The organism is Pseudomonas sp. PDM30 (assembly GCF_019218985.1).
Lineage (GTDB): Bacteria > Pseudomonadota > Gammaproteobacteria > Pseudomonadales > Pseudomonadaceae > Aquipseudomonas > Aquipseudomonas jessenii.
Map to the genome: position 1 here is coordinate 17,632 of NZ_JAHUWM010000004.1, position 14,225 is coordinate 31,856.

Sequence of the window (14,225 nt, forward strand, 5' to 3'; positions counted from 1 at the left end):
ACCGTGCAGCCGGGCCGACTCGAACGTGGACCCACCATTGGGGATCGACGCTACTTACATGATGAGGGCGCTAGTATATGCGGGTTGGTCGGCGGATCCTTTCCTCCACCCGGCGTAGGTGGTGATCGTTCCTGAGGGAAATTTCTCTTTTTTCGTGCGACTAATGATCGATTTCCGAAAAGCCTGGAAATTGACTGCTCAAAACGGCGCATCGTCTGGCAAGCATTTCACGCAACAGGTTCACCGGCTTACTCAATTGTGCGCGATGGGCGCACAACAGATTCAACGGTGCGCGCTCACAGAGCAGCTCCGGCATCAGCACCTTCAAGCGGCCGGCCAGTACATCGGCGGCCACATCGAGCCAGGATTTGTAGGCGATCCCGGCACCTGCCACCGCCCATAGGCGCACGACATCGGCATCGTCGCTGAAACGATCGCCGCTGACGGTCAGGCTGACTTCGCGTTTGCCGTCGTGAAAACTCCAGTGATCGTGGACCCGGCTGCCGAGCATGTACAACAGGCAATTGTGCTGTGCCAGTTGCTCCAGCTGCCGCGGCTCGCCATGCCGGGCCAGATAGCCGGGAGCGGCGCACAACACCCGCCGGTTCTGCGGGGCGATGGGCAGCGCCACCAGGCTGGAGTCCTCCGGTTCACCGTAGCGCAGGGCAATGTCTACCGGCTGGCGAAACAGGTCGGCGATGCGGTCCCCCAGCAGCAAGCGCACGGTGAGTTTCGGATGCTCGCGTTGAAACTCGTCGAGCCAGGGCAGCAGCAGGTTGCGGCCAAAGTCCGATGGCGCCGACAGTTGCAGCATCCCGCTGACCTGATCCTGACCACTGGCCAGCAATCGCCGGCCCTCGTCGAGATTGCTCAGGGCCGCGCGGGCGTATTCAAGAAAGCCCTCGCCTTCGGCGGTCAGGCGCAGGCTGCGGGTAGAGCGGGCCAGTAAACGGACGCCGAGTTGCTGTTCGATGCGCTTGAGCGCCGCACTGGCCACCGCCGCCGACATGTCCATACCCCGCGCGGCGGCGGACAGGCTGCCCAAGTCCGCCGCCCGGACAAACAACTGCAAGTCATCGAAACGCAGCATCAAGAACACCGATTATCAAAAAAATATTGAAAGAGACTGCTCTTTTAGCCGGTTTTATCTTCAGGAGAAATAGCCAATCATCTGCCCCATCGAATCCCTTCTTTATTAGTGTTCAGGAGCCGCCCATGAAAGCCATTGCCTACTACGCCTCGTTGCCGATCAGCGACAACAAGGCTCTGCAAGACATCGAGCTGCCAGAGCCGGTTGCCGGCCCCCGCGACTTGCTCGTGGAAGTCAAAGCCATCTCGGTCAACCCGGTGGACACCAAGGTGCGCCAGAACGTCCAGCCCGAAGGCGGCGCGGCCAAAGTGCTGGGTTGGGACGTGGCCGGTGTGGTCAAGGCAGTGGGCAGTGAGGTGACGCTGTTCTCGGTCGGCGACCAGGTGTTTTACGCCGGCTCCATCGCGCAGGCGGGCGGCAACAGCGAGTTGCATGTGGTGGACGAACGCATCGTCGGCCACATGCCCAAGACCCTCGGATTCGCCGAAGCCGCTGCCCTGCCGCTTACCGCGATCACGGCCTGGGAACTGTTGTTCGAGCGCCTGCAAGTGCGCGAAGGCAAAACCGATGAAGGCCAGAGCCTGTTGATCGTCGGCGCGGCAGGTGGCGTGGGCTCGATTCTTACGCAGCTCGCTCACCAACTGACGGCCCTGAAAGTCATCGGCACCGCTTCGCGTGCGCAAACCCAAAGCTGGGTGAAGGAGTTGGGCGCTGACCTGGTGATCGACCATGGCCAGCCACTGAGCGAAGCACTCAAGCGTGCCGGTGTGGACCAGGTTACCCACGTCGCCAGCCTGACCCAGACCGACCAGCATCTGGACCAATTGGTGGAGGCATTGGCGCCCCAAGGCAAACTGGCGCTGATCGATGACCCCAAGTCGCTGGACGTGACCAAGCTCAAGCGCAAGAGCCTGTCACTGCACTGGGAGTTCATGTACACCCGTTCGCTGTTTGAAACCGCGGACATGATCGAACAGCACAACCTGCTCAATCGCGTCGCCTGGCTGATCGATGCCGGGACACTGAAAACCACGATGGGCGAACACTTCGGCACGATCAACGCGGCCAATCTGCGCCGTGCCCATGCCCTACTGGAAAGCGGCAAAGCCAAGGGCAAGATTGTATTGGAAGGGTTCTGAAGCGCTGAAAAAACCACCACTGATTTCATCGCTTTCTGCTGTTTTCCGTCTGCGACCGGGACGCTCCGGTCGCGGACAACCTCTGTGGGCGCCCTCGAAAAGCCGTGTTTTTTTTAGTTACAAACCGTCAGTCAGACAGTTGATCCTTGTCACAATGGTGACCGTGTACGGGACTACAATCGAATCTCCTGCGAGGCATTCTTTTGCGTAACGTCTTTTACGAGAGGTGATCAGCTGTGAAGATCCTGATAAAAGAACTGGCAAAATCCCAGTGGCAAGTCCGTCTTGACCAACATGCTGTGACGTTCCGCAGCGAAGCAGAAGCTCGCGCTTTCACGCGTACCCTTGAAGCCCGCATCCAGGCCCCTCACCCGATTCCCGTCCTCCTCACGCAGCGCGCAGCCGGCTGACTCCGGCCTCAAACCCGGGCTTGCGCCAGCGCCCGGGCATTTTGCAAACGCCGGGTGAGCACCGCCGCGCTCACCACCAGAATTCCACACAGGCTGATGACCATGGCCATCGGCACGGCGCTGCCGTCGTGCAACACGCCCACCAGCGCAGAGGCGCCGGCAGCCACGCTGAATTGCAGGCAACCGAGCAGCGCCGACGCGCTGCCGGCCCGTGCGCCCTGCCCGCTCATCGCACAAGCCGCCGCGTTGGGGCTGATGCAACCGAGGCTGGCGATACAGATGAACAATGGAATCAGCAGCGGCCACAATTGTGCCGTGTGCAGAGAGCTGACAGCGAGCAGGGTCAAACCGGCCGCCAGATAAACCCACACCGCGCGCGCCAGCAAAAACACCGGGCCACGTTTGGCCAGTAACCGCGCGTTGACCTGCGCCACCAGAATGAAGCCCGCCGCATTGATGCCGAACAGCCAGCCGAAATGCTCGGCCGCAACGCCGTAGAGCTTGATGAAGATGAAGGGCGAACCGGCGATGTAGGCAAACATCCCGGCGATGGCGATGCCCCCGGTCAAGGCATGGCCAAGAAATATAGGATCGGCCAGCAACCGACCGTACTGACGCAGCGCACCCGACAGCGGTTGACGCGGTATGTGGGCCGGCAAGCTTTCCGGCAAGCCCGTCGCAACCGCCAGGCCCGCCAGCGCACTGAAACCGGTCAAGGCCAGGAAAATCGACTGCCAGCCTGTCGTGTTGACCAACAACCCACCCAGCAATGGCGCAAGGATGGGAGCAAGTCCCATCACCAGCATCAGCTGCGAAAAGACTTTCGCCGACCCCACCGCATCACACTTGTCGCTGACCACCGCCCGGGAAATCACCATCCCCGCGCAACCGCCCAACGCCTGGATGAAACGCGCGCCGATCAGCCATTCCAGGTTCGGCGCATAGGCGCACGCCACGGAAGCCGCGGTGAACAAACCGACACCGATGAGCAACGGAATGCGTCGCCCGAAACGATCCGCCACCGGACCATAGGCCAACTGACCGATGGACAAGCCGAGGAAGTAGGCCGCCAACGTCATTTGGACATGATTTTCGTCCGTGCCGAAAGCCAGGGCCATGGCCGGGAAGGCCGGCAGGTAGAAATCGATCGCCAGCGGACCGAAAGCGCTCAAGGCGCCGAGAATCAGAATGGTACGGAAGTTCATCAGGCATCCAGTGGGGCAGAAGTCGGCAGCCCGACAGTCTAGCCGCGCACGGACGCCTTGAACATTCAGGTAGCTCGCTAACTATCAAATTCAGGCCAGTTTGACGCCGTAACCCTCTTCGCTGATCGCCTCGATCACCTGCTCGGCGGTCAGCGCACTTTCGACACCGACCTCCCTGGCAGCCAGATCGACCCGCACACTGGCTGCCGGGTCTTTGGCCTGGAGCGCCTGGGTGATGGCCTTGACACAGTGACCACAAGACATGCCTTCGACGTTGAACACTTGCATGGGATGACTCCTTTTTCCGAGGGTTGAATCCAGTTTCGAGCTTGCCACCATGGCAAGGTCAAGTTCTGAAGTGAGCTGCCGGGCTGGCAATCGGCGCGACGCTCGGCCAAGCTGCGTCCATCAATGACTCGAACTCAGGAGATTCAGCCATGCGCTGGTCAGTTTTCAGCCTGTTTGGCTTTCTCAGCCTTTTCGCCGCCGTGCCTTCGGCCAATGCTGCCAGTCAGGATTATGGCGTGCTGATCATTTCCCGCGAGCGCCTGGAAGTCGCGACCAGTTGCGAAATCGGCGTGTACATCCAGGATCAACTGGCGGCGCGGCTGTTTCAGGAACAGAGCACCTCGTTCAACCTGCCGCCGGGCATCGTCTCGCTACGCCTGAAACTGCTGCCGGGCCAGATGCCGGGTTGCAATCCGGGCATGCTCGCGCCGGGTTCGCAGGATATCCAGCTCAAGGCTGGCGATGTGCTCAAGTACCGGATCGCGATGACGCAGGAAGGGATGTACCTCAAGCGCGCCGGTCTCGGCTACTGACATCTATACCCCCTGTGGGAGCGAGCTTGCTCGCGATTAGGCCGTAACATTCAACAACTCTGTTGACCGGTACTCCGCCATCGCGAGCAAGCTCGCTCCCACAGGGGATCAGCGGCACGTTTAAGATTGGCGCTTGACCTTGCCAGCATGGCAAGGTTGATCCTGTGGTCATCTACTACAGGGAGTGCGACCGATGTCCGAATCCACCACGTTCGACCTGCCGATTGCCGGCATGACCTGCGCCAGTTGCGCCGGGCGGGTCGAGCGCGCCTTGAGCAAAGTCATTGGCGCCAGTGCCGTCAGCGTCAACCTCGCCACTGAGCAGGCGCGGGTCCAGGCACCCGGCGACAGCTTGCCGGCCTTGATAGATGCCGTGGCCAAGGCCGGCTACAGCGTGCCGCAACAGAGCCTGGAATTGAGCATCGACGGCATGACCTGCGCATCCTGCATCGGTCGCGTCGAGCGTGCGCTGGGCAAGGTGGCCGGAGTGAAAAGCGTCAGCGTCAACCTGGCCAACGAACGCGCCCACCTTGAACTGCTTGGCCAGATCGATCCGCAGACCTTGATCGCCGCTGTGACAAAGGCTGGCTACAGCGCCAGCGTCTGGGAAGCCGAACACCCGCCAACCGACAATCAGCAACAGCGCCTGCACCGCGAACGCCTGGCCTTGATCATCGCCATTGCCCTCGCCTTGCCGCTGGTATTGCCGATGCTGCTACAGCCATTCGGCGTGCACTGGATGCTCCCGGCCTGGGCGCAATTCGCCTTGGCCACGCCGGTGCAATTCATCTTCGGCGCACGGTTTTACGTCGCCGCCTGGAAAGCCGTGCGCGCGGGGGCCGGCAACATGGATTTGCTGGTCGCCCTGGGCACCAGCGCCGGGTATGGCTTGAGCCTGTACGAATGGGCCACCGCCGCCGGGCGCATGCCACATCTGTATTTCGAAGCCTCGGCGGTGGTGATCGCCCTGGTGCTGCTGGGCAAGTACCTGGAAAGCCGCGCCAAGCGCCAGACTGCCAGCGCCATTCGAGCCCTCGAAGCCTTGCGTCCGGAACGGGCGATTCGGGTGACCGATGGTCACGAGCAAGACGTCGCCATCAGCGCCCTGCGCCTCAATGACCTGGTGATGGTCAAACCCGGCGAACGCTTCCCGGTGGATGGCGAAGTGATTGAAGGCCAGAGCCACGCCGACGAAGCCCTGATCAGCGGCGAGAGCCTGCCGGTGCCCAAGCAGCCCGGCGACAAGGTCACCGGCGGCGCGATCAACGGTGAAGGCCGGTTGCTGGTGCGTACCCAGGCCCTCGGTGCGGAAACAGTGCTGGCGCGGATCATCCGCCTGGTGGAAGACGCCCAGGCCGCAAAAGCGCCGATCCAGAAACTGGTGGATAAAGTCAGCCAGGTGTTCGTGCCCACCGTACTGCTGATTGCCCTGGCCACCCTGATCGGCTGGTGGCTGTATGGCGCGCCGATGGAAACCGCACTGATCAACGCAGTGGCAGTGCTGGTGATCGCCTGCCCATGCGCCTTGGGCCTGGCCACACCGACGGCGATCATGGCCGGCACCGGCGTGGCGGCGCGCTACGGAATTCTGATCAAGGACGCCGAAGCACTGGAGCGAGCCCATGAAGTCAGCGCGGTGGTGTTCGACAAGACCGGCACCCTGACCTCCGGTGCCCCGCGCATTGCTCATCTGAGTGCCATCGACGGTAATGAGGCGAGCCTGCTGCAATTGGCCGGCGCCCTGCAACGCGGCAGTGAGCATCCGTTGGCCAAGGCTGTTCTGGATGCCTGTGCCGAGCGTGGACTGAAGGTGGCCGATGTCAGCGACAGCCAGTCCCTGACTGGTCGCGGCATCGCCGGCAGCCTCGAAGGGCGTCGCCTGGCGCTGGGCAATCGGCGTCTGCTGGAAGACAGCGGCTTGAGTGCCGGGCCGTTGGCCGACTCGGCGATCGCGTGGGAAAAAGAAGGCCGGACCTTGTCCTGGCTGATCGAACAATCCCCCGAACCCCACGTGCTGGGCCTGTTCGCCTTTGGTGACACCCTCAAGCCCGGCGCGCTGCAAGCGGTGCAACAACTGAGCACACGAAACATCAGCAGCCATCTGCTGACCGGCGACAATCGTGGCAGCGCCAACGTGGTGGCCCAGGCCTTGGGCATCCACGATGTGCATGCCGAAGTGCTGCCGGCGGACAAAGCCGCCACGGTCGCCGCACTGAAACAGACCGGGGTGGTGGCGATGGTCGGTGACGGCATCAACGACGCCCCGGCACTGGCCGCCGCCGACATCGGCATCGCCATGGGTGGCGGCACCGACGTCGCCATGCACGCGGCCGGCATCACCCTGATGCGCGGCGATCCACGACTGGTGCCGGCCGCATTGGAGATCAGCCGCAAGACCTACGCCAAGATTCGGCAGAACCTGTTCTGGGCCTTCGTCTATAACCTGATCGGCATTCCGCTGGCCGTGTTTGGCGTGCTCAACCCGGTGTTGGCCGGTGCGGCCATGGCGTTGTCGAGCGTCAGCGTGGTAAGCAATGCGCTACTGTTGAAAACTTGGAAACCCAAGGACCTGGAGGACAACCGATGAACATCGGCCAAGCGGCCCGCCACAGCGGCCTGAGCGCAAAGATGATCCGTTATTACGAATCCATCGGCCTGCTCAAGGCAGCCCATCGCACCGACAGCGGCTACCGGGTATACGGCGAAGACGACCTGCACACGCTGGCGTTCATCAAGCGCTCGCGGGACCTGGGGTTTTCCCTGGAAGAAGTCGGCAAGTTGCTGACCCTCTGGCAAGACCGCCAGCGCGCCAGCGCCGATGTGAAAGCGTTGGCCCGCCAGCACATCGATGAGTTGAACCAGAAGATCCGTGAGCTCGGCCAGTTGCGCGACACCTTGCAGGACCTGGTTGAGCACTGTCAGGGCGATCATCGGCCGGATTGCCCGATTCTCAAGAATCTGGAATCGGGGTGTTGTGTCACCCCGGCCCCATCGTGATTGCAGGTCACCGCAAAAACCTGTGGGAGCGAGCTTGCTCGCGATAGCGGTGTATCTGACACATCAATGTTGGATGTGCCGACGTCATCGCGAGCAGGCTCGCTCCTACAAGGGATTTGGATGGCACACAAAAAACCCGGCCGAAGCCGGGTTTTTCTTTAACCGATCACTGCATCCACGGTGGAGGCGGTTCTTCGGTCTTGCCCGGCGGCGCATCGTCCGCCGCGCGTACGGCTTGCCTGCGCTCTTCATCCAGGCGCGCGGCCTCGATCTCGCGCATGATTCCGCCCAAGTCGGCCAGCTCTTCCGTGTCGGCGAACTCGCCGGTCAGGACACTGGCCGGGTGCAAGGTGCCAGCCTCGTACAAGGCCCACATTTCCTTGGCGTATTTGGTCTTCTTCAACTCCGGCGCAAACCGCCCGAAGTAGGACGCCATGTTGCCCACGTCCCGCTCCAGCATGCTGAACGCGTGGTTGTTGCCAGCCGCATCCACCGCTTGCGGCAGGTCGATAATCACCGGGCCGGTCGGCGTCAGCAGCACGTTGAACTCCGACAGGTCGCCGTGCACCAGACCGGTACACAACATCAGCACGATCTGCGAAATCAGGAACGCGTGATACTCGCGCGCCTGGTCCGGTTCCAGCACCACATCGTTCAGACGCGGCGCGGCATCGCCGTACTCGTCGGCCACCAGCTCCATGAGCAGCACGCCTTCGAGGAAGTCGAACGGCTTGGGCACCCGCACACCGGCACTGGCCAGACGGAACAGCGCCGCCACTTCGGCGTTCTGCCAGGCGTCCTCGGTTTCCTTGCGGCCAAACTTGGAGCCCTTGGCCATCGCGCGGGCCTGACGGCTGTTGCGCACCTTGCGGCCTTCCTGGTACTCGGCCGCCTGACGGAAACTGCGTTTATTCGCCTCCTTGTAAACCTTCGCGCAACGCAACTCGTTGCCGCAGCGCACCACATAAACAGCTGCTTCTTTACCACTCATGAGTGGGCGCAGCACCTCGTCGACCAGACCGTCCTCGATCAGGGGTTCAATGCGTTTTGGAGTCTTCATCAGCTTTTATTGTGGGTCCTTTATTACCAAACACGCGAAAGTCATTCGTTATACGGCAATCCACTCACGGGGGGGAGGGGTTGCCGACTTATGAACATTGCAGATGCACACAATGTACCGTTCTCATCAGGTAAAACCGACGACCGCCATGGTCGTTCCAGATCATAGCCGAGCCTGCCTCACTTGTTGTGCAGAGGCATTGAGGGCAATTGCGACAGAAGCTGACACCACAGTTCATGCCTTCCGTAGGATTTTTCCCAGCAGACCTCAATTTCCTCCGACAACAGCCGAAGTCCTAAGTGACAAAGTGATTTGTCCGACAATCGCTCCCCCAATAATAGCGATGCCGCACTCAAGGACCCGGGTTGACCAAGAACGTTTACGGCTGCCAATAAACCGCGAGTCATCTGCACTGCGTGGGCCTACAAGAAAATCTGGAGCGCGGATGAACATCAAACAGAAGTTGACCTGGGCGTTTGCAATCATCGCCTGCCTGCCCGTGGTGCTGGTCGCCACCCTCGTTGTGCTGAACCTGCGCAGTGATGCCAGGGACGAATTCGTCGACGGCAGTGCCCGCGAGATTCGTCAGGTCAGCAACGCCATGCAATTGTTCTTTGACGGCATCAGCCAGAACGTCGATTACCTGGCCAAGCAGCCGCTGATCCGAAACTCCGACGACAGCCTCAAGACTTACATGGCCGCCAACGCCGAAAGCGTCCCTCAGGGGGAGGCTGACAAAAAAGTCTTCGCCCTGCTCCAGGATCTGGGCAACAGCCACCCTGCCTACGCCTATGCCATCCTCGGCACGGCGGCGGGCGGCTATGTGTCGTGGCCGGATGATCCCAAGCTGAATAACTACGACCCGCGCCAGCGCCCCTGGTACAAGGCCGCCCAGGCCAAACCGGGCAAGCCGTTTCGCACCGAGGCCTACTACTGGGCCCAGGATGACGCGACCTATGTCAGCACCGTGCGCACCATCGACAACAAGCTGGGCACCAACGGCGGCGTGGTCAGCATCGACGTGACGCTCAAGCAGCTCACCGAAATCGTCAAACAGATCAAGCTTGGTGAAACCGGCTACCTGATGCTGCTGGAAAACACCGGCATGGTCCTGGTGGACCCGAAACAACCGGAACACAACTTCAAACCGCTGAGCACCCTTGGCGACGGCTACGCGCAACTGGCCAAGGCCGGCAAGGGCCTGGTGGAAGTGGAGCTGAACGGCGAGCACTACATGGCCAACGTCTGGCCGTCCGAGCAACTGGGCTGGACCTTCATCGGACTGATCAAACAGGACGACGTGATGAGCTCCGCGACCCAGTTGACCTGGTTGATCGCCATCATCGCCACCGTCCTGGCCGTCATCTTCGCCATCGTCGGCGCCAGTTTTGCCAGCCTCATCGTGCGCCCGATCCGCAGCGTGGCCAGCGGCCTGGAAGGTATCGCCCAGGGCGAAGGCGACCTGACCCAGAACCTGCAAATCCGTGGCAACGATGAAACCGCGCAACTGGCCAACTGGTTCAACCAGTTCCTGACGGCGATTCGCAACCTGATCCAGAACATCGGCGGCGCGGCGGGCAAAATCCTCGCCACGTCCAAGAGTTCGACCCAGGTCTCCAGCGACATGGCCGAAGCCGCCGGACGCCAGCGTGAAGCGGTGGACATGGTCTCCACGGCGTTCCACGAAATGGTCGCCACCGCCAACGAAGTCGCGCGCTCTTGCAGCCAGGCGGCGGAGTCTGCCGACAGTGGCCAGCGCCAGGCGCGCGAAGGTCAGCAGCAGATCGATGCGGCGGTGAACAGCGTGGATCGCCTGAGCCAGGAAATCGAACAGTCGGCCCAGTCGATGCAACAGCTCGAACGCGACAGCAACGACATCCAGTCGATCCTGGGGACCATCCGCTCGATCGCTGAACAGACCAACCTGCTGGCGCTGAACGCCGCGATCGAAGCGGCCCGGGCCGGTGAACAGGGACGCGGCTTTGCCGTGGTGGCTGACGAAGTGCGGGCCCTGGCCAAGCGCACGGCCGACTCCACGGCGGAAATCGACGGGCTGCTGGGCAACCTGGCCAAACGCACCAGCCAGGTGACCCAACAGATGCACGCCAGCCTGGAAGTGTCCCAGCAATCGGTGACGCGCATCGGCGAGGCCCGCAACAGCTTCGGGCAGATCCGCGAATCGGTGGACGTGATCCGCGACATGAACACCCAGATCGCCACGGCGGCGGAACAACAGCATCAGGTGGCTGAAGACATCAACCGGCACATCAGCCAGATCCATGGCGATGCGCAGTTGGTGGCGGAACTGGCCAACTCGGCCCGCCTGGACTCCCAGAGCCTGGCCGGGTTGTCCAATGAACTGGACGGGTTGGTGCGCAGGTTCCGTACTTGATCAACCGGCACACCCCATTACCCTGCGGGAGCGAGCTTGCTCGCGAAAGCGGTATGGCAGTCAACATTGATGTTGAAGCTGATGGCCCCATCGCGAGCAAGCTCGCTCCCACAAGGTTTCGGTGTCGCTCACATAATCTGAGCCAGGCACAAAATCTGTGGGAGCGGGCTTGCTCGCGAAAGCGGTATGGCAGTCAACATGGATGTTGAAGCTGATGGCCCCATCGCGAGCAAGCTCGCTCCCACAGTTGTTTCTGTTCAACGCTCGATAATGGCGGTCACGCCCTGCCCGCCCGCCGCGCAAATCGAAATCAGCCCCCGCCCCTTGCCCGCCGCATCCAGCAACTTCGCCAGGTTGGCGACGATGCGCCCGCCCGTGGCGGCAAACGGATGCCCCGCAGCCAGTGAGCTGCCCTTGACGTTGAGCTTGCTGCGGTCGATCGAGCCCAGCGCCGTATCGAGCCCGAGACGGGTTTTGCAGTACTCCGGATCCTCCCAGGCCTTCAAGGTGCACAGCACTTGCGCGGCGAAGGCTTCGTGGATTTCGTAGTAGTCGAAGTCCTGCAAGGTCAGGCCATTGCGCGCGAGCAAGCGCGGTACGGCGTAGACCGGCGCCATCAACAACCCTTCGGCACCGTTGACGAAATCCACCGCCGCCGCCTCACCGTCACGCCAGTAGGCCAGAATCGGTAACCCGCGTGCCTTGGCCCATTCCTCGCTGCCCAGCAGCACCAGTGACGCACCATCGGTCAGTGGCGTGGAGTTGCCGGCGGTCAGGGTGCCCTTGGCGCTTTTCTCATAGGCCGGCTTGAGCGCGGCGAGCTTTTCCAGCGTGGAGTCCGGGCGCAGGTTGTTGTCGCGGGTCAGGCCCAGGAACGGTGTCATCAGGTCGTTGTGCCAGCCCTCGGCGTAGGACGCCGCCAGTTTCTGATGGCTCTCAAGCGCCAATTGATCCTGTGCCTGGCGAGGGATGTTCCAGGTCTGGGCCATCAGCTCGCAATGCTGGCCCATGGACAACCCGGTACGCGGCTCGCCGTTGCGCGGGAATTCGGGGATCAGATGTTTGGGACGCAATTGCAGGAAGGTTTTCAGTTTGTCGCCGGTGGTTTTCGCGCGGTTGGCTTGCAGGAGGATTTTGCGCAGGCCTTCGCTGACACTGATCGGCGCATCCGAGGTGGTGTCCACGCCACCGGCGATGCCGCAATCGATCTGGCCCAGGGCAATCTTGTTCGCCACCAGCAGTGCCGCTTCCAGCCCGGTGCCGCACGCCTGCTGGATGTCATAGGCCGCAGTGGCGGGCGACAGTCGCGAACCCAGTACGCACTCGCGCGTGAGGTTCATGTCTCGTGACAACTTGAGCACCGCCCCAGCGACCACTTCACCAATGCGCTGGCCGTGCAGGTTGTAACGTTCGATCAGGCCTTCGAGGGCGGCGGTGAGCATCACCTGGTTACTGGCCGTGGCATAGGGGCCGTTGGAGCGGGCGAAGGGAATCCGGTTACCGCCGATGATCGCGACGCGGTGCAGTTGGGTCATGAAGAGCTCCTGACAAAAGACCTGATGTAAACACTAACCCCTGTGGGAGCGAGCCTGCTCGCGATGGCGGCCTGTCAGCTACATTGATGTCGACTGACTTATCGCCATCGCGAGCAGGCTCGCTCCTACACTGTAACCAAGCGTAGGCCTTATCTCGTGGATCGAACGACTGATCGCCATTCATGGTCCACACTTTGATCCCCAGCTTTCGGAGCGTGTTCCATGTCTGACCGCTATATCGACTTCGCCAATTCGTCCATCGGCCATCGCCTGGTCGGCGCCCTGGGGTTGCCGACACCGACCAGACTGGAGCGCTGGCAAGCGGGCCGGTTGCGACCTGTAGAAGGCGCCCTGCTGATTGGAGGCGGGCCGTTGGCCGAACACGTCAGCGCTTTCGCCAACCGTCTGACCGACGCAATCTACAGCTACGGCGCCGAGCCTTCGATGGCCACGGCCTGGATTCCCGGCCATGGACCGAAACTCAAGGCCGTGGTGTTCGACGCCAGTGACCTGCTGCACACCGATCAGCTCAAGCAACTTCGCGAGTTTTTCCAGCCGCTGATGAAAAACCTCGACCACTGTGCGCACCTGGTGATTCTCGGGCGCGATCCGCAAACCTTGCGTGACCCGTTCGCCGCCAGTGCCCAGCGTGCCCTGGAAGGTTTCAGCCGTTCACTGGCCAAGGAGTTACGCAGCGGTGGCACCCTGCAATTGATCTACGTCGGTGAAGGTGCCGAGGGGCAACTGGAAGGCCCGCTGCGGTTTTTCCTCTCACCGAAAAGCGCCTTCGTGTCCGGGCAGGTCATTCGCTTGGATCCGTGTTTGACGCCCGTCACCGACTGGACACGCCCGCTCGCCGGGCGCAAGGCACTGGTCACCGGTGCGGCGCGCGGTATCGGTGCCGCCATTGCAGAAACCCTGGCCCGTGATGGTGCCGACGTCATCCTGCTCGACGTGCCGCCGGCCAAAACCGATCTCGAAGCCCTCGCCTCGCGCCTCGGCGGGCGCACCATCACCCTCGACATCTGCGCCGAAGACGCCGCCGCGCAGTTGATTGAACAACTGCCCGACGGGCTCGACATCGTGGTGCACAACGCCGGCATCACCCGGGATAAAACCCTGGCCAACATGACCCCGGAATACTGGGACGCGGTGCTGGCGGTCAACCTCAATGCGCCGCAAGTGCTGACCAAAGCCCTGCTCGACAGCGGCGCCCTGCACGACAACGGCCGGATGATCCTGCTGGCGTCCATCAGCGGCATCGCCGGCAATCGCGGGCAAACCAATTACGCGGCGAGCAAGGCCGGGTTGATCGGATTGGCGCAAGCCTGGGCGCCGCTACTCCACGAGCGCAGCATCAGCATCAACGCCGTGGCACCGGGCTTCATCGAAACGCAGATGACCGCGCACATTCCCTTCGGCCTGCGCGAAGCCGGACGCCGCATGAGTTCGCTTGGCCAGGGCGGCCTGCCGCAGGACGTCGCCGAGGCCGTGGCCTGGCTCGCGCAACCGGGCACCGGCGCGTTTACCGGGCAAGCGTTGCGCGTATGCGGGCAAAGCGTTCTGGGGGCTTAAG

11 protein-coding genes and 1 pseudogene are annotated in these 14,225 nt (G+C 62.2%); 7 read left to right on the top strand and 5 right to left on the bottom strand.

Annotated elements, in window-relative coordinates; translation table 11 throughout:
* Positions 1-160 precede the first annotated feature (160 nt).
* On the bottom strand, positions 161-1,090 hold the full coding sequence (locus KW840_RS10735; RefSeq protein ID WP_218495132.1) for a LysR family transcriptional regulator: 930 nt from the start codon (positions 1,088-1,090) through the stop codon (positions 161-163).
* A 125-nt stretch (positions 1,091-1,215) separates the two neighbouring features.
* On the opposite strand from KW840_RS10735, the gene KW840_RS10740 reads away from it, so the two are divergent.
* Positions 1,216-2,229 (top strand): zinc-binding alcohol dehydrogenase family protein, encoded by a 1,014-nt coding sequence (locus tag KW840_RS10740; RefSeq protein ID WP_218495133.1) that lies wholly within the window; start codon positions 1,216-1,218, stop codon positions 2,227-2,229.
* A 418-nt stretch (positions 2,230-2,647) separates the two neighbouring features.
* Here the strand turns inward: KW840_RS10740 and KW840_RS10745 are convergent, their stop codons facing one another.
* Positions 2,648-3,844 carry a multidrug effflux MFS transporter gene (locus tag KW840_RS10745; protein ID WP_218495134.1) on the bottom strand — a complete coding sequence of 399 codons (1,197 nt, stop codon included), beginning with the start codon at positions 3,842-3,844 and terminating at the stop codon, positions 2,648-2,650.
* Positions 3,845-3,934: 90 nt separating this feature from the next.
* Positions 3,935-4,132: a heavy-metal-associated domain-containing protein gene (locus KW840_RS10750; protein WP_057712135.1), complete on the bottom strand. Its 198-nt coding sequence runs from the start codon at positions 4,130-4,132 to the stop codon at positions 3,935-3,937.
* 149 nt (positions 4,133-4,281) lie between these two features.
* Here KW840_RS10750 and KW840_RS10755 point away from each other — a divergent pair, with 149 nt between their 5' ends.
* From KW840_RS10755 to cueR, 3 genes are all read left to right on the top strand, one after another.
* Positions 4,282-4,665 (top strand): hypothetical protein, encoded by a 384-nt coding sequence (locus KW840_RS10755; protein ID WP_057712136.1) that lies wholly within the window; start codon positions 4,282-4,284, stop codon positions 4,663-4,665.
* A gap of 193 nt (positions 4,666-4,858) precedes the next feature.
* Positions 4,859-7,252 carry a heavy metal translocating P-type ATPase gene (locus tag KW840_RS10760; RefSeq protein ID WP_218495135.1) on the top strand — a complete coding sequence of 798 codons (2,394 nt, stop codon included), beginning with the start codon at positions 4,859-4,861 and terminating at the stop codon, positions 7,250-7,252.
* The gene (cueR, locus tag KW840_RS10765; RefSeq protein WP_102672585.1) at positions 7,249-7,662 is read left to right on the top strand and encodes a Cu(I)-responsive transcriptional regulator; all 414 of its coding nucleotides are present in this window, start codon (positions 7,249-7,251) and stop codon (positions 7,660-7,662) included. The genes KW840_RS10760 and cueR overlap by 4 nt, the downstream gene beginning before the upstream one ends.
* 166 nt (positions 7,663-7,828) lie before the next feature.
* On the opposite strand, the gene KW840_RS10770 is transcribed toward cueR, so the two are convergent.
* A complete protein-coding gene (locus tag KW840_RS10770) occupies positions 7,829-8,722 on the bottom strand; it encodes a PA4780 family RIO1-like protein kinase (protein WP_218495136.1) in 894 nt (297 codons plus the stop codon).
* A 445-nt stretch (positions 8,723-9,167) separates the two neighbouring features.
* Here KW840_RS10770 and KW840_RS28950 point away from each other — a divergent pair.
* A pseudogene (locus KW840_RS28950) lies at positions 9,168-10,256 on the top strand (cache domain-containing protein); the annotation flags it as partial.
* Between the two features lie 129 nt (positions 10,257-10,385).
* Positions 10,386-11,114, top strand: coding sequence for a methyl-accepting chemotaxis protein (locus tag KW840_RS28955; protein ID WP_371317838.1), 729 nt, complete (start codon positions 10,386-10,388; stop codon positions 11,112-11,114).
* 257 nt (positions 11,115-11,371) lie between these two features.
* Here KW840_RS28955 and KW840_RS10780 read toward each other — a convergent pair whose 3' ends face one another.
* Complete coding sequence (locus tag KW840_RS10780; RefSeq protein WP_057712141.1) at positions 11,372-12,649, bottom strand: acetyl-CoA C-acetyltransferase; 1,278 nt, start codon at positions 12,647-12,649, stop codon at positions 11,372-11,374.
* Positions 12,650-12,871: 222 nt separating this feature from the next.
* On the opposite strand from KW840_RS10780, the gene KW840_RS10785 reads away from it, so the two are divergent.
* On the top strand, positions 12,872-14,224 hold the full coding sequence (locus KW840_RS10785; protein WP_218495138.1) for a 3-oxoacyl-ACP reductase: 1,353 nt from the start codon (positions 12,872-12,874) through the stop codon (positions 14,222-14,224).
* The last annotated feature ends 1 nt before the right edge of the window (position 14,225 follow it).